This window comes from Streptosporangium sp. NPDC049376, from assembly GCF_044466505.1.
In the GTDB taxonomy this organism is placed as follows: domain Bacteria; phylum Actinomycetota; class Actinomycetes; order Streptosporangiales; family Streptosporangiaceae; genus Streptosporangium.
The window spans coordinates 513,417-538,426 of sequence record NZ_JBITMT010000001.1 but is presented as its reverse complement, the minus strand read 5'-3'; the positions used below and the strand labels follow the sequence as shown (position 1 = coordinate 538,426).

Here is a 25,010-nt window from a genome sequence, read left to right as displayed (position 1 = left end):
ACGCCCGGCGGGGCTGATACCGTGAGACCGCCCCCGGGAACGCCTGGTGAGGAATCCGCCGTGACGACCTCCAGGCGTCCGCCGACCGCGCGTCCTCTGGAGTCACCCGTGCGTGAGTACAGCGTCCCCGTGCTCGTGGATGTCCCCCTCTCCTCCAGCCTGACCGACACGGTCTTCCTGCGCGGCGAACGGGAGCCCGGCAGGGTCTCGCTGCGCCGCAAGTCCGGCGACGACTGGGTCGCCGTGACCGCGGGCGAGTTCCGCGATCAGGTCCTCGCGGTGGCCAGGGGGCTGGTGGCGGCCGGGGTCGAGGCAGGTGACCGGGTGGCCCTGATGTCGCGGACCCGCTACGAGTGGACCGTGATCGACTACGCGATCTGGACGGCGGGGGCCGTCGGCGTGCCGATCTACGAGAGCTCCTCGGCCGACCAGGTCAGGTGGATCCTCTCCGACAGCGGCGCGCGGGCGGTCTTCGTCGAGCTGGACGCGCACGAGGAGACGGTGCGCGAGGCCACGACCGACCTTCCCGGGCTCGGCCACGTGTGGAACATCGAGGGCGGGGCCCTGGCCAAACTGGCCGAGGACGGCGCCGGGGTGGACGAGCGGACGGTCGAGGAGCGCAGGAGCGGGCGCGGCGGGAACGACCTGGCGACCATCGTCTACACCTCGGGCACGACGGGCCGCCCGAAGGGCTGCGCGCTGACCCACGACAACCTGCTGTTCACCGCGAGGAACGTCGCGGCGGGCCCGCTCGAACCGCTGTTCACCGCCGACAGCGCGGCGTTGCTCTTCCTGCCGCTCGCGCACGTCTTTGCCCGCATGATCCAGCTCGTGCTGCTGGAGACGGGCACGGTCCTGGCTCACTCCCCCAACATGAAGAACGTCGCCCCCGACCTGCGGGGCTTCAGGCCGACGTTCCTGCTGGGCGTGCCCAGGGTGTTCGAGAAGGTCTACAACGCCGCCGAGCTGAAGGCCACCGTGGAGGGCAAGGGGAAGATCTTCCACGCCGCCGCCACGACGGCCATCGCCTGGAGCCGCGCCGAGTCGGCGGGCGGCGCCGGGTTCGGGCTCAACCTCAGACGCGCCCTGTTCGACAGGCTGGTGTACGGCAAGCTCCGCGCGGCCACCGGCGGCAGGCTCTCCGCGGCCGTCTCCGGCGGTTCGGCGCTGGGTGAGCGGCTCTCGCACTTCTTCAGGGGCGTCGGCATCGAGGTCTACGAGGGCTGGGGCCTGACCGAGACCTCGGCGCCCTCCGCCGTCAACCAGCCGGGCGCCAACAAGATCGGAACCGTCGGCAAGCCGTTCCCCGGCGTCACGATCGGCATCGCCGACGACGGTGAGGTGCTGGTCAAGGGCCGCCACGTCTTCAACGGCTACTGGAACGACGAGAAGGCGACCGCCGAGGTCGTCGACACCGACGGCTGGTTCCACACCGGCGATGTCGGCGAGCTCGACCGGGACGGCTACCTGCGCATCACCGGGCGCAAGAAGGAGATCATCGTCACCGCCGCGGGCAAGAACGTCTCCCCCGGGCCGATGGAGGACCGCATCCGCGCCCACCCCCTGGTCAGCCAGGCGATGGTGGTCGGCGACGGCAGGCCGTTCGTCGCGGCGCTGGTGACGCTCGACCCGGAGGCGCTCGACCGGTGGAAGACGGCCAACGGCAGGGCGGGGGCGAGCGTCGCCGACCTCAGCCACGACCCGGCGATCCACGCCGAGGTGCAGAAGGCCGTCGACGAGGCCAACAGGGCGGTCTCGAAGGCCGAGCAGATCAAGAAGTTCACCGTGCTCGACATCGACCTCACCGAGGAGAGCGGGCACGTCACCCCCTCGATGAAGATCAAGCGCGCCGTGGTCGCCCGTGACTTCGCCGACCGGATCGACGCCCTGTACGGCGGCGCCGTGCACACCCCCTGACCGCTCCTCTCTCCGCCGCGGTGACCGGCCAGGTCACCGCGGCTTTCACATTCCCGCACCCCGAGCGTCGCGGATGCGGCACCAGGACGCCCTCTGGTCACGCGCCTGCGAGAGAGCCCGGCTCTTGTGCCTGGAATATGCGAAGGTATGGTGATTGTTCGTGACGACGTTTCGGATCAGCGAAGCCGCCACGCTGCTCGGGGTCAGCCCCGACACCGTCCGCAGGTGGATCGACGCCGGCAGGCTCGCCGCCCGCCGGGACGGCAACGGCCACCGGACGGTCGAGGGGGCCGACCTGGCCGCCTTCGCCCGCTCGCAGATCGAGACGGGCGGCGGCTCCGGGCGCTCCTCGGCGCGCAACCGCCTGCGCGGGATCGTGACCGAGGTGATCAAGGACTCGGTGATGGCCCAGGTGGAGATCGCCGCCGGGCCGTACCGGGTGGTTTCGCTGATGAGCCGCCAGGCCGCCGACGAACTCGGCCTGGAGGCGGGAGTGGTGGCGGTCGCCGTGATCAAGTCCACCAACGTCGTCGTGGAGATCGCCGATCCCGCTCGCACGGTGGGTCAGTAAGGAGACCTCGTTGCCCATGCGGCCGACCACCTTCCGCCCCGTCCTCGCCCTCGCCCTCGTGCTCACGACGGCCCTGTCCGGCTGCGGCTCCCGGGACACCTCCTCCGGCGGGGCGACGACGCTGACCGTGTTCGCCGCGGCGTCGCTGACCGGAACGTTCACCGAACTGGGCAAGGTCTTCGAGGCCGAGAACCCGGGCACCACGGTGCGGTTCAACTTCGGCTCAAGCGCCACGCTGGCCCAGCAGATCGTCCAGGGCGCCCCCGCCGACGTCTTCGCCGCCGCCAGTCCCGCCACGATGAGGACCGTCACCGACGCCTCCCTGGCCACGGCCCCGGTCACGTTCGTGCGCAACACGCTGCAGATCGCCGTGCCCGTGGACAACCCCGCCAAGGTCGACGACCTGAAGGATCTCACCGGCCCCGGGGTCAAGGTCGCCCTGTGCGCCGTTCAGGTGCCGTGCGGCGCCGCAGCCGCCAAGGCGCTCGACGCCGCGGGCCTCAAGGTCACCCCGGTCACCCTGGAGCAGGACGTCAAGGCGACCCTGACCAAGGTCGAACTCGGCGAGGTGGACGCCGCCCTGGTCTACAGGACCGACGTGATCGCCGCCGGGGGCGGGGTCAGGGGCATCGGCTTCCCCGAGGCGGGCAAGGCGATCAACGACTACCCCGTCGCGACGCTGACCAAGGCACCCGCCCCCGGCCTCGCCAGGAGGTTCGTCGACCTGGTGCTGTCACCCCGGGGCAGGGACGTGCTGACCAGGGCGGGCTTCGAGGCCCCCTGATCCCGTGACACGCTCCCGGAGCAGGACATACGGGAGCCGGGGCCGCCCGCCCTGGCTTCTGCTGCTGCCCGCCCTCCTGGGCGTCGTCTTCCTGGTCCTGCCGCTGGCCGGGCTGCTGCTGCGCGCGCCCTGGCCGACCATGGCCGCGCGGCTGGCCGAGCCCCAGGTACTGCAGGCGCTGCGCCTGTCGCTGGTGACCGCGACCCTGGCCACGCTCGCCTGCCTGCTGCTCGGCGTACCGCTGGCCTGGCTGCTGGCGCGGGTCTCCTTCCCCGGGCGGCGCCTGCTGCGCGCCCTGATCACCGTCCCCCTGGTGCTGCCCCCGGTGGTCGGCGGGGTCGCGCTGCTGCTGGTGCTGGGACGGCGCGGCCTGGCCGGCCGGTGGCTCGACGAGACCCTCGGCGTCAGCCTGCCCTTCACCACCGCCGGGGTCGTGGTCGCCGAGGCCTTCGTCGCCATGCCGTTCCTGGTCATCAGCGTCGAGGGGGCGCTGCGCGCCGCCGACACGCGTCTTGAGGAGGCCGCGGCCACGCTGGGCGCCTCCCGGCTGACCGTCTTCCGCCGGGTGACCCTGCCGCTGGTCGCCCCCGGCGTGCTGGCCGGGGCCGTACTGTGCTGGGCCCGCGCGCTCGGCGAGTTCGGCGCGACCATCACCTTCGCCGGGAACTTCCCCGGCAGGACCCAGACCATGCCGTTGGCGGTCTATCTGGCGCTGGAGACCGAGCCCGAGGCGGCCGTCGTGCTCAGCCTCGTCCTGCTGGCCGTCTCCGTGGTCATCCTGGCCTGCCTGCGTGACCGCTGGACGGGCACGCCGTGAGCCCGCGCGAGCGGTGGCCGCAGGGCCCCATGACCCTGCGGGCCCGCGTCGTCGTCACCAGGCCCTCCTTCCGCCTCGACATCGGCCTGACCGTCGCCCCCGGCCAGGTCGTCGCGCTGCTCGGCCCGAACGGCGCGGGCAAGACGACCGCGCTGCGCGCCCTGGCCGGGCTCACCCCCATGGACGACGGCCACATCACCCTGGACGGGCGTCCCCTGCACACGCTGCCGGCCGAACACCGCCCGGTCGGCATGGTCTTCCAGGACTATCTGCTCTTCCCCCACCTCTCCGCCCTGGAGAACGTCGCCTTCGGACCGCGCTGCCAGGGAGCAGGCCGGGCGCGGGCACGCCGTACGGCCGCCGAATGGCTGAGGCGGGTCGGCCTTGAGGAGCACGCGGCGACCAGGCCGGGGCGCCTGTCGGGCGGGCAGGCCCAGCGGGTCGCCCTGGCCCGCGCCCTTGCCGCCGAGCCGCGCCTGCTGCTGCTGGACGAGCCGCTGGCCGCGCTGGACGCCCACACCCGGCTGGAGATCCGCTCCCGGCTGCGCCGCCACCTGACCGACTTCGACGGCGCGACCGTCCTGGTCACCCACGACCCGCTGGACGCCATGGTCCTGGCCGACCTGCTGGTCGTCGTCGAGGACGGCACGGTCGTGCAGGAGGGCACCCCGGCCGAGGTGGCCCGCCGCCCGCGCACCGACTACGTCGCCCGCCTGGTCGGCCTCAACCTCCACCGCGGCGTCGCGACAGGCTCGCACGTCACGGTCGGCACCGGTGACGGGGTGCGCTTCAGCGTGGCCGAACCCGTCGAGGGCCCGGCGTTCGTCGCGTTCGCCCCCTCCGCGGTCGCCCTGTACCGGACCCGCCCCGACGGGAGTCCGCGCAACCTGTGGCGGGCCGTGATCGAGGGCGTGGAACGCCACGGCGACAGCGTCCGCGTGCACCTGGAGGGGCCGCTGCCCGTCGCAGCCGACGTCACCACCGCCGCGGTCGCCGAGCTGGGCCTGGCCCCCGGGCAGTCGATCTGGGCCTCGGTCAAGGCGACCGAGACCCACGCCTATCCGGCCTGACCCGGCCGCTCAGTGCCCGGCGTCGAGCAGATGGGCGAAGCGGCCGGTGACGTGGCTCCAGTCCCACTCCCGCTCGGTCCAGGCGCGCCCGCGCTCCCCCATCTCCCTGGCCCGCGCCGGGTCGCCGAGCAGGCGGACCAGTGCCCCGGCGACCTCCTCCGGGCGGGAGCCGTCGACGACCAGGCCCGTCTCGCCGTCCAGCACCGCGTCCGGGGCGCCGCCTGAGGAGCCCGCGACCACGGGCAGCCCGGTCGCCGAGGCCTCCAGATAGACGATGCCGAGCCCCTCCACGTCGAGACCCCCCAGCCTCGTACGGCACGGCATGGCGAAGACGTCTCCCGCGTCGAGATAGCCGGGCAGCGACGCCCACGGGACCGGGCCGGTCATCATGACCGAGCCGCCCAGGGGCCGGGCCAGGCGTTCCAGCGCGCCCCGGTAGGGGCCGCCGCCGACGATCAGCAGGACCGCCTCGGGAACCGCGCCGAGCACCCGGGGCCAGGCCCGCAGCAGGACGTCCTGGCCCTTGCGCGGCACGAGCCTGGACAGGCAGACCACGACGGGACGCCCCCGCAGGCCGAGTGCGGCGCGGACCGCCTCACCCCCGGCGCCGGGGCGGAACAGGCCGGTGTCGACGCCGGGGGCGAGCCGTACCAGGCGGTCCTGGGGGATCACCCTGGCCAGGCGCCGCCGGGTGTACTCCCCCAGGTAGGTCACCGTGTCCGCGTGCGCGCCGATCCTGGCCAGCAGTCTTCCGACGGCCGGGACCGCGGCCCAGGCGGCCTCGTGGCCGTGGGTGAGCATGACGATCCGCCGCGCCCCGGCCGCGCGCATCCTGGGCGCGAGCAGGCCGAGCGGCGCCGCCGCCCCGAAGACCACCGTCTCGCACTTGAACTCGGCCACCAGCCGGGCGGCCCTGCGGGCGACCTGCCGGGTGGGCAGCATCAGGGAGGTGGGGTGACGCACGACCGGGTACGGCTGCCGCGCGTCGAAGGCCGTGGCCCCCGGCCAGCTCGGGGCGTAGACCACCACCGTCTCCGGCGGGCGGCCCGCGGCCAGGCCGTGCACGAACGACTGGATGCCCCCGGCCCTGGGCGGGAAGTCGTTGGTGACGATCAGTGTGCGGGTCACGGTTCCCCGGCGCCGTTCAGCAGGGCCCAGGAGCGGGCCATGGCGATGCGCTGCGGTGTCGTGGGATGAGACACATAGAGCAGATATTCAATGACATCTGGGGACAAATCAGAAATGTTGGTGATCGCGAGCCGCTTCTGCATGGCCGTGAACGTCTCGGGCCGCCGTGTCAGGTCGAGCGCGTGCGCGTCGGCGCGGGCCTCGATGTGCCTGCTGATCACGTTCTGCGCCGGGCCCGACAGCACGGTCGCCAGACTCAACAGCCCCATCAGGAGCCCGACCGCCCTGGGGTCGGCGGCCGAGGGGACGCCGGTGCGGCGCCGTACCGGACCGGCCGAGGTGATCAGGTAGAGCAGACAGGCCCCGCAGGCGGCGCCGAGCGCGCCGACGAGCGTGCCGTACAGCACGTCGCCCGCCTTGGCGTGGCCGAGCTCGTGCGCCACCACCAGCTCGACCTCGTCGGCCGGGGCCCGCAGCAGCGTGTCGTAGACCACGATCCTGCGGGTCGCGCCGAACCCCGAGACGTAGGCGTTGAGCGCGGTCGTACGCCGGGAGGCGTCGGCCACGAGCACGTCCTCGACCGGGACGCCGTCCTTGGCCGCCATGTCGAGCAGGCCGGAGCGCAACTCCCCCGCGGCCATGGGCTTGAAGTCGTTGAACAGGGGCTCGACGACCACCGGGTAGGCGAAGGAGGCGAGCATGGTCAGCGCGAAGGCCCCGATCGCCGCGGGCAGCCACCACCGCCGGTAGCGGCGGGCCAGCCCGACCACGGCGACCACCATGATCGCCGTCAGCACGGCGCCGACCGCGGTGTTCTTGATCCGGTCGGCCGACCACGACGCCCAGGTCTGGGTGGACAGGCCGTACTCGCGCAGATAGGTCTCCGCCCACATGCCGAACGGCCAGCGCAGCACCGCGACGGCCGCGGAGATCACCAGCACGCCGAGCAGCGCCCGCAGCCACCACGGCCCCCGCAGGCGGCCCAGCAGCCGCGCGCCGAGCGGGGTGGCGACCAGTACCCCGGCCACGACCAGCGTCAGGCCCAGGGACAGGTAGGACGGCAGGCTCACCGCGGCGTCGAACGCCTCCGCCCTGGCGATCTGCGCCGGGGTGAAGTCACGGGCCGGGTCCGGCGCGACGTACGGCGCCGCCTCGGGCAGCGCCCGCCACGGCGTGGTGAACGCCACGACCGCCAGCGTGATCGCCCCCAGGACGGCGAGCGCGATCCCCGCTCCCCTGGCCCCGCCCCGCTCCCGCGCCGGTGTCTCCTCCACGCTCCGCGTCATGAGAGTTCCCTCCGGAGATGGTCGCGCCACGCGGCGGTGAACTCCGCGCGCGACAGGCCCAGCGTGCTGCCGACATCGCTACCGTAAAGCCTCACCAGCGCCTTCTCACCGAAGCGCTCCGCGACGTACCGGCACGCGAGCCAGGCCTCCTCGTAGGCCTGCGCGAGTCTGGGGGCGCCGGGGGCGAAGCCGTCCCCGGCGGGAAGCTCCGTGGGCAGGACGCCCGCGCGCACCTCGGCCGCGAGCTCGGCCGCAACGGTCCTGACGGCGATCCCCGCGTCCCGGTAGCCCACGTAGTCGGCGAACCCCTCCGACAGCCACATCGGGACCCGCCCGCCCCTGGTGGCGCCGGTCGCCAGATGGGTCAGCTCGTGGGTGATCACCACGTCCCTGCCGGTCTCGCTGAGCCTGGCGTATCCCGTCGGCACCACGATCACCCGGTCCGCGGTCGCCAGCGCGGCCAGCCCGCCGGTCCGCGCCGTCCCCGCGAGCTCCGCGGCCTCGTCGTCGGTCGCGGGGACCACGACCACCGCCCTGACCGGCCCCCAGACCCGCGCGATCGTACGGCAGGCGCGGTCGGCCCTGGCCGCGAGATCACGCAGTTCGGCGGGCGGGACACGGTGGCCGACGACAAGGGAGCGCTCGCCCCGGACCACCTCGGCGGCGCCGGGCCACAGGTCGCGGGCCGTCTGCGGCGTGGGCCTCGCCCCGCCGAACCCGGCGCCCGCCAGCGCGAGCATCCCGGCGAGCACGGCGCGGCGCCCCTTCGGGACGGACATGGCAGCCGATGCTAGCCGACGCCCCGGCCGGAACGTTCCCCGGCAGGCGGCGGCCCCGCCCATCCGCGGGAGGATGGGCGGGGCCGTCCGCCGCTGTCAGGTGCCGGGACGGACCGCTCCTGCGAAGGCGGACCTGTAGTACCCCTTCAACGTCACGATCCTGACCGACTTGCCGCTGCTCGGCGAGTGGATCATCTTGCCGTGGCCGACGTACATGCCGACGTGGCCCTTGCCGTAGAAGAACAGCAGGTCACCGAGGTGCAACTTGCTCCACGAGACCTTCTTCCTGACCGCGCGGTACTGGCTGCCCGTCACCCGGGGGAGGGAGACGCCCGCCTTGCGCCACGCGTACTGGACCAGGCCCGAGCAGTCGAACGCTCCGGGACCGGAGGCACCCCACCGGTACGGATCGCCGATCTGTTTCCTGGCCGTCGCCACGGCCGTCCTGGCCCTGGACCGCTGCCGTGCGGCCCGGTTCGTCGCGGCCTTCGCCGTGCGCTTGACACGGGCCTTCGCCGTGTTCGCGGCAGTACCCTCCGACGTGCCCTTCGATGCGCTCTTCGACGTGTCCTTCGCCGTACTCCTGACCTGAACCGCGACCGCGGTATCCGTCGTCGCCTGTGCTGTTGCCGGCCCCAGTGCCACCGCTCCGGTTGAGGCGGTCAGCGTGAGGACGAATCCGCCCAGGTAAAGGCGGAAAAAGCGCGACAAACGGGGGTTTTGCAGGGTGGTAGACAGGATTTCTCCTTGGGACTTCCACTGATGCCTACCGGGTTAGCTGACGGGTTCGGGCTGGGAAGACGCCCTACGACGGCAAACGCGTCGATTCACCCCTGGCCACATGTCAAGGGCCGATGGTTCCCCGGCTCCGTGCCTCCTGGCTGCACGAACTCGGCGGGCCGCCGTGATGGGAACCGATCCCTTCGGGGAACGGCGGCCGACTGGATATCTATACGGACACCGGCCCGCAGGACCGGCATTCGACGCGGTGGCATGGCTTGCTCACTGCGACCGCCAGAAGGTACCTCGATCACCAAGCCCCGGCAAAGACCCCATCAAATACGAAGATCCACAAAAAGGTTTTCATGTTTACGAAAGGCCTGATAGTGCGGCATCACGATCTTATAAATATGACCCTTGTCACATTCGAAATGATCTTCCAGAGAAGCACAACAAGTGTCACATAAATCACATTTATCAGTGACTTCCCAAAGCGCCCCTTCACCTACAAGGGCGTCGAACAGGACCACTCCGGCGATCCCGGGCATGCCAAACGGGCCGCCCGTTGAACGGACGGCCCGCGGTCGCGAAGGCGCTCAGACGGCCCCCAGAGGCCCCGTGGACGTGGACGGGACCAAGGGGGGTCAGGGACGGACGGCTCCGAGCAGACGGCCGCCGTAGGAGGAGAGGGGGACGACCTTGACGACGTCCCCGGTCTGGGGAGCGTGGATGATCTTGCCGTTGCCCGCGTAGAGGCCGACGTGCCCCAGGCCCTGGCTGAAGAGGATGTCCCCCGGCTGGAGGTCGCTCAGCGAGACCTTGCGCTTGGCGCCCCAGCTCCACTGCTCCCAGGTGGTGCGGGGCAGGCTCACGCCTCCGCTGCGCCAGGAGGCCTGCACGAACCCCGAGCAGTCCCAGCTGTCCGGGCCGGTGCCGCCGTACCGGTAGGGCTTGCCGAGCTGGGCGAAGGCGAAGGTCAGCGCGGCCCTGGCGTTGCCCGAGGCGGAGCCGTTGTACTGCATGCCGGTGCTGTTGGGGTCGCCCGGCCTGAAGGTGCCGAGGTCGCGCAGCACCTTCGTCTGGATTTTGATCATCTTCTCGACCTTCTCCTTCTCCTCGGCCAGCTCGTCGCGCGTCTGGTCCGCGTCGGCCAAGGCCTGCTTGGCCTTGTCGCGGTTGTCACGCAGCGTCTTGTTGGCCTCGTCGAAGGCGTGCAGGCTCTCGGCACGGGAGGCGGAGATCTGGTCGGCCGTGGCCAGGCCGCTCAGCACCAGGTTGGGGTTGACCTCACCGACGAGGTTCGGCCAGCCGATGGCGCCGCCCTGGTAGGTGGTGACGGCCATGGTGACGAGGTCGTCGCGGAGCCCGGCGACCTTCGCGGACTGCTTCGACAGGTCGGCGTTCAGGTCCGCGTACTTCTTGCGGGCCCTCTTCCACTTCTCGCCCGCCTGGTTGTACTTCTCGACGAGCTGGTCGGCCTGCTCGTTGAGCTTGGCCAGCTTCTGCTTGGTCTGCGCGACCGTCGGCTTCGGCTTGGCCGCCGCACTCCCGATCGGAGTCACGAGCAGGGCCAAGGCCAGTCCCGCAGCCATCGGCACACGCACGAACCCAACCGGCACACCCGCCACGGCCACGACGCCGCCTCCCCACGCAAAGACCACGTAAAGACCTGGGGCGAAATAGTACAGAACCGGTAAGGGTCAGCTCACCTTTTTGGCGGTTTTGTTCTTTACCTGTAGATGTCAGCCAGGAGGCGGCCCGGCCCGGGAAGGACGGATCAGGCGCGTCCGAGCCTGCGCAGGAGCAGCACCGCGGGAACGGGCCTGGCGCCCATCCGGCGGACCGACTCGGCCACCTCGCGGTCGGAGGAGACGACCGCGACGGCCCGTCCGACGGGCTCGGCCCGCACGAGCTGGCGGATCAGGTCGTCGGCGATCTGCCCGGGGGAGCTGAACATCACCCGGACGCCGCGCGGCGCGGAGACCGGCACCGGGCCGTTCAGCTCGGCGCCGTCGAAGACACAGGTCAGCTCGGTGCGGGTCTGGGCGTACAGCGCGCCGAGTCCGGTCAGCAGCCGGTTGCGCTGGTCGGCCAGGGTCAGCGCGCCGTATCCGGTCTTGGTCACGTTGTAGCCGTCCACGATCAGATGGATCTGCGGCAGCGCGAGCAACTGGTCGAGCAGGGCGGGGTCGTCGTCGGCCAGGGCCCGCGCGGGCACCGCCTGGACCCCGTGCCTGCCCGGCGCGACAGAGGAGACGGAGTCGGCGGGCCGGTGGATGCTCGACGGCAGCGCCAGCTCCCTGCGCAGCCCGGCCGCGGCGTCCTGCAGGGCGTCGAGCAGCATGCGGACCTTGGTGTCCTCCACGCTGCGGCCCTCACGGGCGGCCCTTCGCGTGGCCTCAAGCTGGCGTTCGGCGTCGGCCACCCGTTCCCTCAGGCGCCGCAGCTCGCTCTCCCCCGCGCTCCCCGCGGCGGTCGCGGCGGCCTTGGCCTCCTGCGCGGCCTCCTCCATCTCGGCGGCCCGCGCCTCGGCGGCCCTGGTGCGCTCCCTGGCGTCGTGCAGCCTGCGGCGCAGGTCGGAGATCTCGGACCTGGACCCCTTGAGCTGCTCGCGCAGCCGGTCGGCCTCCTCCTTGGCCGAGGCCTTCTGCGCGGCCAGCTGCTCGCGCAGCCGGGTGAGCGTCTGCTCCTGCGCCGACCCCTCGGCGACGGCGGCGGAGCGCTCAAGGTCGGCGCGGGCGGTCTCGACCATCTCCACCCAGCCGGGTGGCCTGGTCAGATAGGCCGCGGCCGCCACCAGCACCGGCTCGGCCGCGGGCGGCACGACACCCTCGGCGAGGCTCTCGACCAGCTCGGGCCAGCTCGCGGCCAGTGTCTCCGCGACCAGCTCGCGGAACTTCTTGTCGGTCTCCAGCTGGGCGGCGATCGGCGCGCCGCCCAGCCTGGCCCGTTTCCTCGGGTCGAACTTGGCGATCCCCCGTAGCGGCGCGGGCATCACTGCCTGCGGCATCGACCCCAGAACCTGGGACGCCAGCTCCACGACGTGTAAGCGGACCTGCTCGGGCAGTGGACGAGACAGGCCCTCTCCGGCTGAACTCATCACGGCCCCTACTCGGATCGGTCTTCACGTCAAGGGTACGGCTACCTCACCCGGGCACCGACCTGGCCGACGTCCGCCGCCCCCCTTCCCAGGCGAACGTGACATCGGCGGCGGGTGTCCGGCCAGGTGCCCCGGCCATGCTCGGCACGGTCGTGTCCATACCTGGCCAATTCAGATCAGAACAGGTCAGATCAAATGACCCGCGTCGTGAACGGTCAGCGCGATCTGGACCCGGTTGTTCAGTTCCAGCTTCGTCAGCACCCGGGAGACATGCGCCTTGACCGTCGCCACGCTCATGTAGAGCTCGGCGGCGATCTCCGCGTTCGACCTTCCCCTGCCGACGGCGAGCGCGACGTCGCGCTCACGCTCGCTGAGCACCGCGAGCGACGCCCGCGCCTGCTCCCTGCGGGTGCCCGCGCCGACGTCGGAGACGTGCGCGATGAGCTGCCTGGTGACGGCGGGCGACAGGATCGGCTCGCCCGCGCCGACCCTGCGGATCGCGGTGACCAGGTCGGCCGGAGGGGTGTCCTTCAGCAGGAACCCCGCCGCCCCGGCCCGCAGGGCCCGGAGCACCTGGGCGTCGGCGTGGAAGGTGGTCAGCACGACCACCTCGGGAGGGGCAGGGGCTGCGCGCAGCCGCTCGGTCGCGGTCAGTCCGTCGACCCTGGGCATGCGGATGTCCATCAGCACCACGTCCGGCCGGTGCGCGGCAACCAGCTCCGGTACCTCAAGCCCGTCCCCCGCCTCGCCGACGACGAGCAGGTCGGGGGCGCCGCCGAGGATCATCGACAGCCCGGCCCTGACGAGGGCGTCGTCGTCCACGATCAGCACGCGGATCGCCTGACCCGCGGGCGGGGAACTCATGTCCGCCACGTCAACCACACCCCGTCACCTCGGCCGTCATCGCCCCGCCGTACGCCTCACGTGGCCCACGGCAGCCACGCGCTGAGCCGGAACCTGCCGTCCTCACCCACACCGTAGGCGAGGCGCCCGCCCACGAGCCCGGCCCGCTCGGTGAGCCCGATCAGCCCCGTCCCGCTGCCCGGGATGGTCCGCCCGGAGGCCGTGGGGTTGCCGATCTCGACGGTGAGCCCGTCTCCCGGCCCTCCCCTGACGGTGACGTCGACCGGGGCCGCGGTCGCGTGCTTGCGCGCGTTGGTCAGCCCCTCCTGGGTGATCCGGTAGACGTTCCTGCCGAGCCCGGCGGGCGCCCTGCCCGGCTCGGCCACCCGCATGTCGAGCGTCACCTCCATGCCCGCGAGCCTGGACTCCTCGACGAGGCCCTCCAGGTCGGCGAGGGTCGGCTGGGGCCGGTCAGGGGCGGTCTCCTCGCCGCCGAGCCGCAGCACGCCGATGACCTCCCGCAGGTCCTGGAGCGCCTGGTGCGCCCCCGTCCTGAGCACCCCCGCCGTCCTGACCAGGTCGTCGCGGGGGATGTCGGGGCGGTACTCCAGGGCCCCGGCGTGCACGCTGAGCAGCGACAGGCGGTGCGCGAGGGCGTCGTGCATCTCCCTGGCGATGCGCTCGCGCTCCATGTGCCTGGCCCGCTCGACCCGCAGCTCGGCCTCGACCTCCGCCCGTTCGGCGCGGTCGCGCAGCGAGAGCACCAGCTGGCGCCTCGCCCTGACGAACATGCCCCACATGATCAGCAGCAGGTAGGACAGCACCGAGAACGCCATCGCCCCCCAGTAGGAGACCTCCGGGTCGGGCCGCCACCACAGCTGGGGGACGAGTGCGAGGACGTGCAACCCGGTGATCGCGGCGACCGTCTTGAAGGGGCGGTGCACCGCGACCGTGAAGAGCGCCACGGCGACGGCTCCGGAGGCGATGCCCGAGGCGAGCGCGGCGGGCACCATGACGAGGGCCAGGCCGACCGGCCAGCGGCGCCGCAGCCACAGCAGCGCGCACGCGGCGGCCCCGACGATCTGGTCGGTGAGGACGACGGCGTACGGGGTCGAACCTCCGGGTCGCATGGCCAGCGCGGTGGCGAGCCCCAGCAGCGCGGCCACGACGAAGACGACGATGTCGACACCCCAGTCGCGGGCCGAACGCCGCGTCGGGGACCGCTCGCCCGCCAGGTCACCGTGCAGGACCGCGGGCAGCAGCCACCGATACTCCGTCACGTTGTCCGAGGGTAGGACCCATCCGGAACGTCCGGTACCGACCAAAGTCGATGTTCCGCCGACTTTCGGCCGACGCGGCCCATCCGGCCCCCGCGTCACCATCGAGGGCATGAGAGCGACCCTGCGGATCCTCGGGAGCGTCTGCGTCGTCCAGGCCGCCGGCGGCGTGATCGGCGAGTTCGGGGGGCCGGGGAGCCTCGGCCGCGAGTGGTTCCTGGTGCACCGCGTGGGCCTGCTGGAGGGCTACGAGGTCTTCGCCTGCATCGTGCTCGGGGTGCTCGGGCTGGCGCTGTGGGCGGCGGGCGCGGCCGTACGGGACGAGTGAGCCCATCTGAGCCTCTCGTGCCCCATGGTGCCCGCGCGGTGAGATGAGGGTTACGTGAGGGTTGCCGGAACACCAAGGGGGAACGACGCCAGGCGGACCCCGGAGCGGTAAATGTCGGTCGATGCTCCTATGGTCGTGAGCCGTGGAGTACGCCGTGCAGGGGACGCTTGACGAACTGGGCACGCCGCTTGAGCAGATCACGTTCGTCGTGTTCGACCTGGAGACCACGGGGGTCTCCGCCGACGAGCACGCCATCACGGAGATAGGCGCGGTCAAGGTTCGCGGCGGTGAGGTGCTCGGCGAGTTCGGCACGCTGGTCGATCCGGGTTCACCGATCCCGCCTTTCATCTCGGTGCTCACCGGCATCACCGACGCCATGGTGACCGCCGCGCCGAGGATCGACTCGGTGCTGCCCTCCTTCCTGGAGTTCGCCAGGGGCGCCACGTTCGTCGCCCACAACGCGGGCTTCGACCTGTCGTTCGTCAGGGCGGCCTGCGCGGCCCTGGGCTACCCCCCGCCCGGCAACCCCGTGGTCGACACCGTCGTGCTGGCCCGCAGGCTGCTGACCCGCGACGAGGTCCCCAACTACAAGCTCTCCACCCTGGCCAGGGTCTTCAGCAGGACCGAGCCGTGCCACCGCGCGCTCGCCGACGCCAGGGCGACCGTGGACGTGCTGCACGCCCTGATCGAGCGGGCGGGCTCGTTCGGGGTGCACACGCTGGAGGAGCTGAAGGGCTTCGTGCGGGCGCCGACGCCCGAGCAACGCCGCAAACGCCACCTGGCCAACGGGGTGCCCGGCGAGCCGGGGGTCTACGTGTTCGAGGACGATCGGGGCGAGCCCCTCTACGTCGGCAAGAGCACCAACCTGCGCAACCGTGTCCGCAGCTACTTCACCGCCGCCGAGACCCGGCCGAGGATCCGCGAGATGGTCGCCGTCGCCGAGCGGATCAGGACCATCGTCTGCGCCACCCCCCTTGAGGCCGAGGTCAGAGAGCTCAGGCTGATCGGCTCGGCCAAACCGCGCTACAACCGCAGGTCGCGTTTCCCCGAGCGGATGGTCTGGCTCAAACTCACCGAGGAGCCCTTCCCCCGCCTGTCCGTCGTGCGCGAGGTCAAGGACGACGGGGCCGGATACCTCGGCCCGTTCGGCAGCGTCCGCGCCGCCGAGGACGCCCGCTCCGCGCTGCACGAGGCGATCCCCCTGCGCCGGTGCACGGAGCGGATCACCCTCCGCACGGGCCGGCCCGCGTGCGCACTGGCCGGGATCGGCCGGTGCGGCGCCCCCTGCGAGGGCCGTCAGAGCGTCGAGGAGTACGGCCTGCACGCCGCGGCCGCCCGCAGGGCGATGGAGCTGGACGCCTCGGAGGTCTTCTCCGCGATCGAGGCCAGGATGGAGCGCCTGTCCCGTGAGGAGCGCTACGAGGAGGCCGCGGCGGACCGCGACCGGCTGGCCTCCTACGTGCGCGTCTCGGCGCGCATGCAGCGGCTGCGCGGGCTGACCTCGCTGCCGCAGCTGGTCGCCGCGGCCCCGCTGACGGGCGGCGACTGGGAGATCCACGTCGTCAGGCACGGCAGGCTGGTCTCGGCCGGGGTGATGCCCAGAGGCGCCCACCCGACCCCGTTCGTGGACGCGCTGGTGGCGACGGCGGAGACCGTCGTGCCCGGCCCCGGCCCGGTCCCGGCCGCCGGGGCCGAGGAGACCGAGTGCGTGCTGCGCTGGCTGGAGGCCCCCGGGGTGCGGCTGGTGCAGGTCGAGGGCGGCTGGAGCCTGCCGATCGGCGGCGCCGGACGGTTCAGGTCCCGCATCGACCTGGCCTACCGCTCCCGTGAGCAGTACGGGGACGGCGAGGGCCGCAGGGGGCGCTGATAGCGTCGTGGGAGCAGTTCCCAACCAGGAGGAGAGCCAGTGGTCACCGCGATCGTGCACATCAACGCCGAGGTGGACCGGATCCCCGAGGTGGCCCAGACGATCGCCGAGCTCGACGGGGTGAGCGAGGTCTACTCCATAACCGGGGAGTACGACCTGCTGGCCATCGTCCGCGTCCCCGCCTACGAGCAGGTCGCCGAGGTCATCCCCGGCAGGCTGAACAAGGTGGCCGGGGTGCTGCGCACCGAGACGCACATCGCCTTCCGCACCTACTCCCGGCACGACCTTGAGGCCGCCTTCTCGATCGGCCTGGGCGAGTCGGACTGACCGGCCCCTCAGGTGGGCAGGCGGGCCCCCGGGCGTAGTTCGCCCGTTGTCGGCAGGCGGGCCCGCACCTCGAACCCCCCTTCGGGCATCGGCCTGGCCTCCAGGCTCCCGCCGAACATCGTGGCGCGCTCACGCATGCCGAGCAGCCCCGTCCCGGCGCCGGCCCCGGCGGGCGGAGGAACCACCTGGCCGTCGTCGCGGACGAGCACGTCGAGGAATCCGGGACGCCAGCGCAGCGTGACATGGGCCGTACTGGCTCCCGCGTGCTTGAGCGTGTTGCCCAGCGCCTCCTGGACGATCCGGTAGGCCGCCAGTTCCAGGGTCAGGCCGACCTCCGCCGGGGACCCGTCCTCGACCACCTCGACCCGCAGGCCCGCCGTACGGACCTGGGTCAGCAGGTCGGACAGGTCGGACAGCCTTGGCTGGGGGTGCCTGGTCGCCGCGGGGGCGCCCTCGACGCTCAGCAGGCTCAGGATCCGCTGTAACTCGACGAGCGCCTGACGGCCCGACTCCTCGGCGACGCGCAGTGTCTCGCGGGCCCTCGCGGGGTCCTTCTCCATGATCATCCGGCCTGCGCCGACGCCGAGCGTCATCATGCTGACCCCGTGGGCGACCACGTCGTGCAGTTCCCCGGCGATGCGGGCGCGCTCCCGCATCGCCGCGGCACGGCTCAGCGCCTCCCGCTGCCCGGCCAGCCTGGTGCGCTCGGCGGCCAGGCTCAGCAGCAGCAGGCGTCGCTCACGCGCCAGCCTCGCCGCGGCCAGCGAGAGGCAGACGACCGCGAGGACAAGCAGGCCGAGCGCCACTCGCCAGGCAGGAAGGTCAACACGCCACATGGGCGCAATCTAGGGCGGCCACGACCAGCGCGACATCCCCTCACGGGAGGATCTTGCGTCCGCCCGGGAGGGGAGGACTCGCGGATCAGGGCGTTTTCAGAGCCTGGCTGACCTCGACCCAGCGGTCGAGGAGCGCCCCGGCCTCGCCGGAGTCGACGGCCTGTCCCGCCCTGGCGTAGGCGCCCGCCATCGCGGCGTCCAGGTCGTCGCCCGCGGCGTCGTAGGCGACCAGGGCCGCGGCGGCGTTGAGCAGCACCGCGTCGCGGACCGGCCCGGTCTTGCCGCCCAGCAGGTCGCGTACGGCCTGCGCGTTGAAGGCCACGTCCCCGCCGCGCAGCGCGTCCTGGTCGGACCTGGGGATGCCGAGCACGGCCGGGTCGAAGACGGTCTTCCTCGCGGTGCCGTCACGCACGATCCAGACGGTCGAGGTCGTCGCGGTGGTGAGCTCGTCGAGACCGTCGTCGCCCCTGAAGACCAGGGCGGAGACGCCGCGCTCGGCGAACACGCCGGCGACCACGGGGAGCATGATCGGGTCGAAGATGCCGATGGCCTGGGCCTGCGGCCTGGCGGGGTTGGTCAGCGGCCCGAGGAAGTTGAAGACGGTCGGGATGCCGAGTTCCTTGCGCGCCGGCCCGACGAAGCGCAGCGCCGGGTGGTAGACGGGCGCGAAGCAGAAGGAGATGCCCGCCTCGACGGCGACCCTGGCGGTGTTCTCCGGCGTCAGGTCGAGCACGACTCCCAGGTGCTCCAGCACGTCGGCGGCGCCGCAGAGGGAGGAGGCGGCCCTGTTGCCGTGCTTGACGACCCGGGCGCCGGCCGCGGCGGCCACGATGGCGGCCATCGTGGAGACGTTGACGGTGTGGGCTCGGTCGCCACCGGTGCCGACGACGTCGACGACGGGCCCCTCGACCGTCAGCGGGGTCGCCCGTTCCAGCATGGTGCGCGTCAGCCCGGTCAGCTCGGCGACCGTCACCCCCTTGGCCCGCAGCGCCACGGCGAAGCCCGCGATCTGCACGGAGGTCGCCGAACCGGACATGATCTCGTTCATCGCCCAGGAGCTCTCGTCCGCGGTGAGGTGCTCACCCGCGAGCAGGGCGGACAACAACGCGGGCCAGGTGGTGCGCGCGTCCATGTGGGGTCTCCAGAGGGGTTCGGTCTACCGGGCGGTCAGGCGGGTCGACAGGCGGCGGCGCATCAGGTCGGCGACGGTGTCGGCCAGCACGACCGGGTCGATCGGCTGCGGCACGACGGCCTCGGCGCGGGACCACTCGGCCAGCCACCGGTCGTCGCGGCGGGCGATCAGCAGGCAGATCGGCGGGCAGTCGTACACCTCGTCCTTGGCCTGCCTGGCGACCCCCATGCCGCCCGCGGGCTGGGTCTCGGCGTCGAGCACGGCGACGTCGATCTCACCCGAGTCGAAGTGCTGGACGACCTTCGCGTGGGTGGCGCACTCCACGATCTCCACGAGGGGCACGTCGGCGGCGGGACGCCTGCCGATCGCCTGCCGCACCTTCTCGCGAGTGCTCGCGTCGTCGCTGTAGACGAGGACCCTCATCTTGTCGTCGGTGCTCACGGTGGCGCTCACTATCCCTTGTCGATGTATGGTCACCTGGGATGGTACCGGGCGGCTCGCCCGGAGACCCAGACCGGACGCATCCATGAGATAAATGCGCCATAAGCCCGGTTTTAGGGAGCGCGGGGACCCCCTAGTGGGGGGTCGTGCGGCGACCCGACCAGGAGAACCGCAATAATGCTGCCCGTGGCGACAGCATCCGCAATATCAACGACGACGACAGCGCATTCGTCCCGCAGGCCAGACCTGGTCAGCGTCGGGACGATCGTCTGGCTGTCCTCTGAGCTCATGTTCTTCGCGGCGCTGTTCGCGATGTACTTCACCATCCGGTCGGTCAGTCTCGGCCAGGGTCTCCCCTGGCCGGAGGCTCACTTGAACGTCCAGTTCTCGCTGGTCAACACGATCATTCTGGTCCTGTCGAGCGTGACCTGTCAGCTGGGCGTGTGGGCGGCTGAGAAGGGCCAGGTCGCCAAGCTGCGCTTCTGGTACATCGTCAGCTTCCTGATGGGTGCCGTGTTCGTCGCCGGCCAGCTGTACGAGTACAGCCAGCTGGTCGAGGAGGGGCACACCCTGTCGCACTCCGCGTACGACTCGGTGTTCTACCTGACCACGGGCTTCCACGGCCTTCACGTGACCGGTGGACTGATCGCGTTCCTGTTCATGCTGGGACGCACGTACGCCGCGAAGCGCTTCACCCGTGAGCAGGCGACCAGCGCCATCGTCGTGTCCTACTACTGGCACTTCGTCGACGTGGTCTGGATCGGCCTTTTCGTGACCATCTACGGCATTCATTAAGGAATCGGGGATCTCTGTGAATAGGATCACCGCTGGGCGGCGGCATCCCCTCGCGAGATACGCCGTCCTGCTTCTTGCCCTTGGGCTGCTCGGGGGGTTCTACACCCTCGCGGCTCCGACGAGCGAGCGGGCTGACGCGGCCATCGCGTCCGGCAGGGCCGACGACGTCGCCGAGGGTAAGAAACTCTTCGAGCAGAGCTGCTCCAGCTGCCACGGCCTCAGCGCCGAGGGCACCAAGAACGGCCCGACGCTCGTCGGCGTCGGCGCCGCCGCCGTGGACTTCCAGGTCAGCAGTGGCCGTATGCCCCTGGCCAACCCCGGCGCCCAGGCCCCGCGCAAGCCGACGGCGCCCTGGGTCAACGAGGACACCGTCCGGCAGCTCTCCGCCTACATCCAGTCGCTGGGCGGCGGTCCCACCGTCCCCGCCGACGAGCAGGTCGACCCGGCCAAGGGTGACAAGTCGAAGGGTGGCGAGCTGTTCCGCGCGAACTGCATCCAGTGCCACAACTTCGTCGGCGCCGGGGGTGCCCTGACCCAGGGCAAGTACGCCCCGCCGCTGAACGAGGCCACCCCGAAGCAGATCTACGAGGCCATGGTCACCGGCCCGCAGGCGATGCCGGTGTTCAACGACAGCATCATCACCCCCGACCAGAAGCGGGACATGATCGCCTACATCGTGGGCGTGCGTGACGAGCCCAACCCGGGCGGCGCCGGCCTCGGCCGCATCGGTCCGGTGACCGAGGGTCTCGTGGCCTGGATCGCGGGCATCAGCCTGCTCGCCCTGGCCGCTATCTGGATCACCGCCAAGAAGCGACAGGCCCACCAATGACAGACAACAACCACGACATCGAACAGCCCGAGGGGCGCGTGCCACACCGCGTCATCGGCACCCCGGCGCCCGCGACGGCCACCTCCCTGCTGGGCGAGGAGGAGCGCACCGAAGCCGCAGCCGACGTCCCGGGTGTGAACCTGCAGGACGAGCAGACCGCCAGGAAGGGTGAGCGGGCCGCGGCCCTGTGCTTCCTCATCACCTTCCTGGCCGCGGTCGCCTTCGTCGCCTCCTACGTGATCTTCCAGGTGGGCGACGTCGAGACGACCAAGACCTCGACCCTGGCGCTGGGCGGCTCGCTGACCCTGGCGCTGCTGTCGCTCGCGGCGGGCATCGTGTTCTGGGTCCGCATGGTCATGCCGAAGTACAGCCTGGTCCAGGAGCGCCACACGATGGCCTCCTCCTCCGAGGTCAGGGAGCAGGTCGGCGAGACCTTCCTGCAGGGCGCCGCCGAGAGCGGCATCACCAAGCGGCCGCTGCTGCGCCGTACGCTCCTGCTGGCCGCCGCCCCGCTGGGCGTGCTGCCGATAGTGCTGCTGCGCGACCTCGGCCCGCGCTACAAGAACTTCCCCGAGAAGCTGCGGCACACCGTCTGGGGCGAGAAGACCAAGGACGGCAAGGACCGCAGGCTCGTCGTCGAGGGAACCGGCGCGCCGATCCGCGCGGCCGACTTCAACTCCCCCGGCGGCATCCTGTCGGTCGTGCCCGAGGGTTACGAGCACGACCTCGACGCCCTGGCCAAGGCCACGCTGATCCTGATCAAGTTCCGCCCGGAGGAGATCAAGTCCGGGACGAACAAGAACTGGACGCACGACGGGATCGTGGCGTACTCCAAGATCTGCACGCACGTCGGCTGCCCCGCGGCCCTGTACGAGCAGACCACCCACCACATCCTGTGCCCGTGCCACCAGTCCACCTTCGACGCCGCGGACGGCGCCAAGGTGATCTTCGGTCCGGCCGCCAGGCCGCTGCCCCAGCTGCCCATCGCCGTCGACAGCGAGGGCTACCTGGTCGCCACGGCCGACTTCGCCGTCCCGCCGGGGCCCAGCTTCTGGGAACGCGGCGACGCCGAGGCCGAGGTCCGTGAGAAGGGAGGCCACGCATGAGCACCGGAACGGTTCCGAAGCCCATCGCGGGCGCGAGCGGTTTCCTCGACGACCGGCTCGGCGCGGGAAACTTCCTCAAGCGCAACCTGCGCAAGGTGTTCCCCGACCACTGGTCGTTCCTGCTGGGTGAGATCGCGCTCTACTCGTTCATCATCCTGCTGCTGACCGGCACCTTCCTGACGTTCTTCTTCAAGCCCTCCATGGCGCACGTCGTCTACGAGGGCTCCTACGAACCGCTCAAGGACGTCACGATGTCCGAGGCGTACGCCTCGGCTCTGCAGATCAGCTTCGACGTGCGCGGTGGTCTGCTGATGCGGCAGATGCACCACTGGGCGGCCCTGCTGTTCGTCGCCGGCATGATGGTGCACGCGCTCCGTGTGTTCTTCACCGGTGCGTACCGCAAGCCGCGCGAGCTGAACTGGCTCATCGGCGTGCTGCTGCTGACGCTGGCGCTGGCCGAGGGCCTGACCGGCTACTCCCTGCCCGACGACCTGCTCTCCGGCGCGGGTCTGCGCATCACCGAGGGTGTGGCGATCTCGCTGCCGCTGGTCGGCACCTGGATCACCTTCTTCCTCTTCGGCGGCGAGTATCCCGGCGAGGACGTGATCTCCCGGTTCTACTCGCTGCACATCCTGCTCATCCCCGGCATCCTGCTCGCGCTCATCTCCGCCCACATGGTCCTCATGTGGGTGCAGAAGCACACCCAGATGCCGGGCAAGGGACGCACCAACGAGAACGTGGTCGGCGCGCCGTTCTACCCGGCCTTCATGGCCAAGGCGGGCGCGTACTTCATGTTCACGTTCGGCGTCATCGCGCTGCTGGGCACCTTCGCCCAGATCAACCCGATCTGGCTGTTCGGTCCCTACACGCCCGCCGACATCTCGGCGGGTTCCCAGCCCGACTTCTACATGGGCTTCCTTGAGGGCTCGCTCCGTCTGATGCCCTCCTGGGAGATCAACGTCCTGGGCTTCACGCTGCCGATGAGCGTGCTGATCCCGGCGCTGGTCCCGATGGGCATCATCATGACCGGCCTGGCCCTGTATCCCTTCCTGGAGCAGTGGGTCACCGGGGACCGCAGCGAGCACCACGTCGCCGACCGTCCCCGCAACAACCCGCACCGCACCTCGATCGGCATCTCGGCCATCACGTTCTACGGTGTGCTGTGGCTGCTGGGCGCGAACGACGAGATCTCCTCGGTCTTCCACGTCTCGCTCAACTGGACGACCTACATCGGCCGGGTCCTGGTCTTCCTCGGTCCGCTGGTGGCCTACATCGTCACCTACCGGATCTGCCTCGGCCTGCAGCGCAGCGACGCGGCGATCATCGGGCACGGCGTGGAGTCGGGTGTCATCAAGCGCCTGCCCCACGGTGAGTACATCGAGGTCCACGTTCCGCCGGAGGCCTCCATCGAGGCGCACCTGCGGGGCAAGGCCCCGGTTCCGACCATCGCCGGGACCGACACCGACAAGGACGGCATCCCGCCCAAGGGGATGCGCGGCCCGCTCGGCAGGCTCCGCGCCAAGATGAGCAAGGCCTACGGCGGCGAGAAGATCCCGCTGGACGACGGCCACGGTCACGGCGTCGAGCACGGCGAGCACGCGCAGGTCGGCTCGGGCGGGGACGACAGGTCCCTGACCCACTAGAGGCCGTCACAAGCTTCGCCACACGACGGGGCCCGGACACCGATCAGGTGTCCGGGCCCTGTTGTCTGTCTCCGCCCGGAGCCGGCGACGAGCCCCGCCCACCCTGGAACGCCCCTGTACGGCTCACGGAGCCCCGGAAACGGCCTGGCCGCATTCCTCTTGACCCGAGAGCCGCAAAAGGCCTCTCAGCGGCCTTCAGGCGTCACAGGGAGTCGGTGGTGAAGTACTTGACGCTGCTCCACTTCAGCCACTGCTTCCAGTTCTCCTGCCAGTGGCCCCAGCCGTTGGTCGGCTCAAGCGGGCGAGGGGTGCCCGTGATGATGATCGGGTCACCGATGAGGGTGTTGTTGATGAACCAGACGGCGTTGTCCGGGCTGACGTTGACGCAGCCGTGACTGACGTTGGAGTACCCCTGGGAGCCGACCGACCACGGGGCGCTGTGCACGTACTCGCCGCTGTTGGAGATGCGGACGGTGTTGTAGACGGTCATCTGGTAGTAGCCGGGAGAGCCGGGGCCGATGCCGGGCGAGGTCATGATGGTCACCGGCTCCCTGGACATGGCCAGGTGCACGCCGCTGGTCGTGTAGTACTTCCAGGCGCCGCCCTGGCCCGCGCTCATCGGGATCTGCCTGACGACCTTGCCGTTGCGCCTGACGGTCAGGTGGTGGGTCTGGGTGCTGCCCCGGGTGATCTGGGAGCGGCCGACCCTGAAGCGGATGCTCTGGTTCTGCTTGCCGTACACGCCCCTGCCGCCCCTGACGCCCTCAAGGTTGGCGTCGACGCGGACGGTGGTGTTGGCGGGCCAGAACGTCTTGGGGCGGAAGTGCACGGTCTTGTCGTCGAACCAGTGCCAGGCCCCGAGGACCGGCTTCGAGGAGCGGATCGCCAGGTTGCGCTCGACCTCGACGCGGTCGGTGATGGGCTGGTCGAAGGTGATCATGACCGGCATGCCGACCCCGACCGTCAGGCCCGTCAGCTCCTTGTCGGGGAGGAACTCCTTGATCTCGAAGGTCTTCTCCGCCTTGACCGTGGAGAAGGAGGTGTGAGTCTCGCTGACCTTTCCTCCCGGGTTCACCGCGACCGCGGTGACCTCGTAGGTCGTCCCCGGCAGCGCGGTGTCCTGACTGTGCCACTGGGTCCCGTCGGCGCTCAGCACACCCGTCAGGGAGTTCCTGGGGCCCTTCACGGTGACGTTCCTGAGTGTCCCCCCGCTGGCCGCCACCAGGACGGTCGCGTGGGTGGGCACGTTGCCCGCCCTGTCGAGGGGGACCACACTGACCGCCGCGTCCGCGTGCGACACGGGTCCCGCCGGCCCGCGCGCGGCGGTGGTGGAACCGTCCGAGCATGAGGCCACCAGTAGCAGGGCCAGTAGCCCGGCCCCCGGAATCGAACCACGCATCGTCTGTCCCACGTG

Annotated in this window: 25 protein-coding genes and 1 riboswitch; of the genes, 13 read left to right on the top strand and 12 right to left on the bottom strand. The window is 71.2% G+C overall.

Annotated elements, in window-relative coordinates:
- Positions 1–108 precede the first annotated feature (108 nt).
- From ACIBVQ_RS02460 to ACIBVQ_RS02440, 5 genes are all read left to right on the top strand, one after another.
- Positions 109–1,917 carry an AMP-dependent synthetase/ligase gene (locus tag ACIBVQ_RS02460; RefSeq protein WP_399175125.1) on the top strand — a complete coding sequence of 603 codons (1,809 nt, stop codon included), beginning with the start codon at positions 109–111 and terminating at the stop codon, positions 1,915–1,917.
- Positions 1,918–2,077: 160 nt separating this feature from the next.
- Entirely contained in the window at positions 2,078–2,488 is a 411-nt protein-coding gene (locus ACIBVQ_RS02455; RefSeq protein ID WP_352008858.1) for a helix-turn-helix transcriptional regulator, read from the top strand.
- A gap of 16 nt (positions 2,489–2,504) precedes the next feature.
- The gene (modA, locus tag ACIBVQ_RS02450; RefSeq protein WP_399175123.1) at positions 2,505–3,272 is read left to right on the top strand and encodes a molybdate ABC transporter substrate-binding protein; all 768 of its coding nucleotides are present in this window, start codon (positions 2,505–2,507) and stop codon (positions 3,270–3,272) included.
- A 4-nt stretch (positions 3,273–3,276) separates the two neighbouring features.
- Entirely contained in the window at positions 3,277–4,089 is an 813-nt protein-coding gene (locus ACIBVQ_RS02445; RefSeq protein WP_399175121.1) for an ABC transporter permease, read from the top strand.
- Between the two features lie 29 nt (positions 4,090–4,118).
- On the top strand, positions 4,119–5,159 hold the full coding sequence (locus ACIBVQ_RS02440; protein WP_399175818.1) for an ABC transporter ATP-binding protein: 1,041 nt from the start codon (positions 4,119–4,121) through the stop codon (positions 5,157–5,159).
- 9 nt (positions 5,160–5,168) lie between these two features.
- Here the strand turns inward: ACIBVQ_RS02440 and ACIBVQ_RS02435 are convergent, their stop codons facing one another.
- From ACIBVQ_RS02435 to ACIBVQ_RS02420, 4 genes are all read right to left on the bottom strand, one after another.
- Positions 5,169–6,287 (bottom strand): glycosyltransferase family 4 protein, encoded by a 1,119-nt coding sequence (locus ACIBVQ_RS02435; RefSeq protein ID WP_399175119.1) that lies wholly within the window; start codon positions 6,285–6,287, stop codon positions 5,169–5,171.
- Positions 6,284–7,573 carry a M48 family metallopeptidase gene (locus tag ACIBVQ_RS02430; protein WP_399175117.1) on the bottom strand — a complete coding sequence of 430 codons (1,290 nt, stop codon included), beginning with the start codon at positions 7,571–7,573 and terminating at the stop codon, positions 6,284–6,286. The genes ACIBVQ_RS02435 and ACIBVQ_RS02430 overlap by 4 nt, the downstream gene beginning before the upstream one ends.
- Complete coding sequence (locus tag ACIBVQ_RS02425; RefSeq protein ID WP_399175115.1) at positions 7,570–8,352, bottom strand: hypothetical protein; 783 nt, start codon at positions 8,350–8,352, stop codon at positions 7,570–7,572. Before ACIBVQ_RS02425 ends, ACIBVQ_RS02430 begins: the two co-directional genes overlap by 4 nt.
- A 96-nt stretch (positions 8,353–8,448) precedes the next feature.
- The gene (locus ACIBVQ_RS02420; RefSeq protein ID WP_352009453.1) at positions 8,449–8,790 is read right to left on the bottom strand and encodes a C40 family peptidase; all 342 of its coding nucleotides are present in this window, start codon (positions 8,788–8,790) and stop codon (positions 8,449–8,451) included.
- Here ACIBVQ_RS02420 and ACIBVQ_RS02415 point away from each other — a divergent pair.
- Positions 8,690–8,944 (top strand): hypothetical protein, encoded by a 255-nt coding sequence (locus ACIBVQ_RS02415; protein WP_399175830.1) that lies wholly within the window; start codon positions 8,690–8,692, stop codon positions 8,942–8,944. The two genes, ACIBVQ_RS02420 and ACIBVQ_RS02415, sit on opposite strands and share 101 nt — an antisense overlap.
- A 156-nt stretch (positions 8,945–9,100) precedes the next feature.
- Positions 9,101–9,259: riboswitch (cyclic di-AMP (ydaO/yuaA leader) on the bottom strand.
- 457 nt (positions 9,260–9,716) lie between these two features.
- Here the strand turns inward: ACIBVQ_RS02415 and ACIBVQ_RS02410 are convergent.
- The 4 genes from ACIBVQ_RS02410 to ACIBVQ_RS02395 all read right to left on the bottom strand — a co-directional run bounded on the left by ACIBVQ_RS02410 (position 9,717) and on the right by ACIBVQ_RS02395 (position 14,295).
- The gene (locus ACIBVQ_RS02410; protein ID WP_352008852.1) at positions 9,717–10,664 is read right to left on the bottom strand and encodes an NlpC/P60 family protein; all 948 of its coding nucleotides are present in this window, start codon (positions 10,662–10,664) and stop codon (positions 9,717–9,719) included.
- Positions 10,665–10,849: 185 nt separating this feature from the next.
- A complete protein-coding gene (locus tag ACIBVQ_RS02405) occupies positions 10,850–12,172 on the bottom strand; it encodes an NYN domain-containing protein (RefSeq protein ID WP_352008851.1) in 1,323 nt (440 codons plus the stop codon).
- Positions 12,173–12,358: 186 nt separating this feature from the next.
- The gene (locus ACIBVQ_RS02400) at positions 12,359–13,036 is read right to left on the bottom strand and encodes a response regulator (RefSeq protein WP_399175112.1); all 678 of its coding nucleotides are present in this window, start codon (positions 13,034–13,036) and stop codon (positions 12,359–12,361) included.
- Positions 13,037–13,092: 56 nt separating this feature from the next.
- Complete coding sequence (locus tag ACIBVQ_RS02395; RefSeq protein ID WP_399175110.1) at positions 13,093–14,295, bottom strand: sensor histidine kinase; 1,203 nt, start codon at positions 14,293–14,295, stop codon at positions 13,093–13,095.
- A 109-nt stretch (positions 14,296–14,404) separates the two neighbouring features.
- Here ACIBVQ_RS02395 and ACIBVQ_RS02390 point away from each other — a divergent pair, with 109 nt between their 5' ends.
- The 3 genes from ACIBVQ_RS02390 to ACIBVQ_RS02380 all read left to right on the top strand — a co-directional run bounded on the left by ACIBVQ_RS02390 (position 14,405) and on the right by ACIBVQ_RS02380 (position 16,814).
- The gene (locus ACIBVQ_RS02390; protein ID WP_352008848.1) at positions 14,405–14,620 is read left to right on the top strand and encodes a hypothetical protein; all 216 of its coding nucleotides are present in this window, start codon (positions 14,405–14,407) and stop codon (positions 14,618–14,620) included.
- 142 nt (positions 14,621–14,762) lie between these two features.
- Complete coding sequence (locus ACIBVQ_RS02385) at positions 14,763–16,487, top strand: DEDD exonuclease domain-containing protein (RefSeq protein ID WP_352008847.1); 1,725 nt, start codon at positions 14,763–14,765, stop codon at positions 16,485–16,487.
- A gap of 39 nt (positions 16,488–16,526) precedes the next feature.
- The gene (locus tag ACIBVQ_RS02380; RefSeq protein ID WP_352007292.1) at positions 16,527–16,814 is read left to right on the top strand and encodes an Lrp/AsnC ligand binding domain-containing protein; all 288 of its coding nucleotides are present in this window, start codon (positions 16,527–16,529) and stop codon (positions 16,812–16,814) included.
- Positions 16,815–16,822: 8 nt separating this feature from the next.
- Here ACIBVQ_RS02380 and ACIBVQ_RS02375 read toward each other — a convergent pair whose 3' ends face one another.
- The 3 genes from ACIBVQ_RS02375 to ACIBVQ_RS02365 form a co-directional block, all read right to left on the bottom strand.
- Positions 16,823–17,650, bottom strand: a complete 828-nt coding sequence (locus ACIBVQ_RS02375; RefSeq protein ID WP_352008846.1) for a histidine kinase — start codon at positions 17,648–17,650, stop codon at positions 16,823–16,825.
- Between the two features lie 85 nt (positions 17,651–17,735).
- Positions 17,736–18,782: an anthranilate phosphoribosyltransferase gene (gene trpD / locus ACIBVQ_RS02370; RefSeq protein WP_352008845.1), complete on the bottom strand. Its 1,047-nt coding sequence runs from the start codon at positions 18,780–18,782 to the stop codon at positions 17,736–17,738.
- Positions 18,783–18,806: 24 nt separating this feature from the next.
- Complete coding sequence (locus ACIBVQ_RS02365; protein WP_352009452.1) at positions 18,807–19,205, bottom strand: hypothetical protein; 399 nt, start codon at positions 19,203–19,205, stop codon at positions 18,807–18,809.
- Between the two features lie 195 nt (positions 19,206–19,400).
- Here ACIBVQ_RS02365 and ACIBVQ_RS02360 point away from each other — a divergent pair, with 195 nt between their 5' ends.
- From ACIBVQ_RS02360 to ACIBVQ_RS02345, 4 genes are read left to right on the top strand one after another with little or no spacing between them, the layout of a single operon-like run.
- Positions 19,401–20,018 carry a heme-copper oxidase subunit III gene (locus ACIBVQ_RS02360; protein ID WP_352008844.1) on the top strand — a complete coding sequence of 206 codons (618 nt, stop codon included), beginning with the start codon at positions 19,401–19,403 and terminating at the stop codon, positions 20,016–20,018.
- Between the two features lie 16 nt (positions 20,019–20,034).
- Positions 20,035–20,847 carry a c-type cytochrome gene (locus ACIBVQ_RS02355; RefSeq protein ID WP_352008843.1) on the top strand — a complete coding sequence of 271 codons (813 nt, stop codon included), beginning with the start codon at positions 20,035–20,037 and terminating at the stop codon, positions 20,845–20,847.
- A complete protein-coding gene (locus ACIBVQ_RS02350; protein WP_362775295.1) occupies positions 20,844–21,953 on the top strand; it encodes a Rieske 2Fe-2S domain-containing protein in 1,110 nt (369 codons plus the stop codon). Before ACIBVQ_RS02355 ends, ACIBVQ_RS02350 begins: the two co-directional genes overlap by 4 nt.
- Positions 21,950–23,596: a ubiquinol-cytochrome c reductase cytochrome b subunit gene (locus ACIBVQ_RS02345; protein ID WP_362775293.1), complete on the top strand. Its 1,647-nt coding sequence runs from the start codon at positions 21,950–21,952 to the stop codon at positions 23,594–23,596. The genes ACIBVQ_RS02350 and ACIBVQ_RS02345 overlap by 4 nt, the downstream gene beginning before the upstream one ends.
- Positions 23,597–23,798: 202 nt before the next feature.
- Here ACIBVQ_RS02345 and ACIBVQ_RS02340 read toward each other — a convergent pair whose 3' ends face one another.
- The gene (locus tag ACIBVQ_RS02340) at positions 23,799–24,995 is read right to left on the bottom strand and encodes an Ig-like domain-containing protein (protein WP_399175105.1); all 1,197 of its coding nucleotides are present in this window, start codon (positions 24,993–24,995) and stop codon (positions 23,799–23,801) included.
- Between the last annotated feature and the right edge of the window lie 15 nt (positions 24,996–25,010).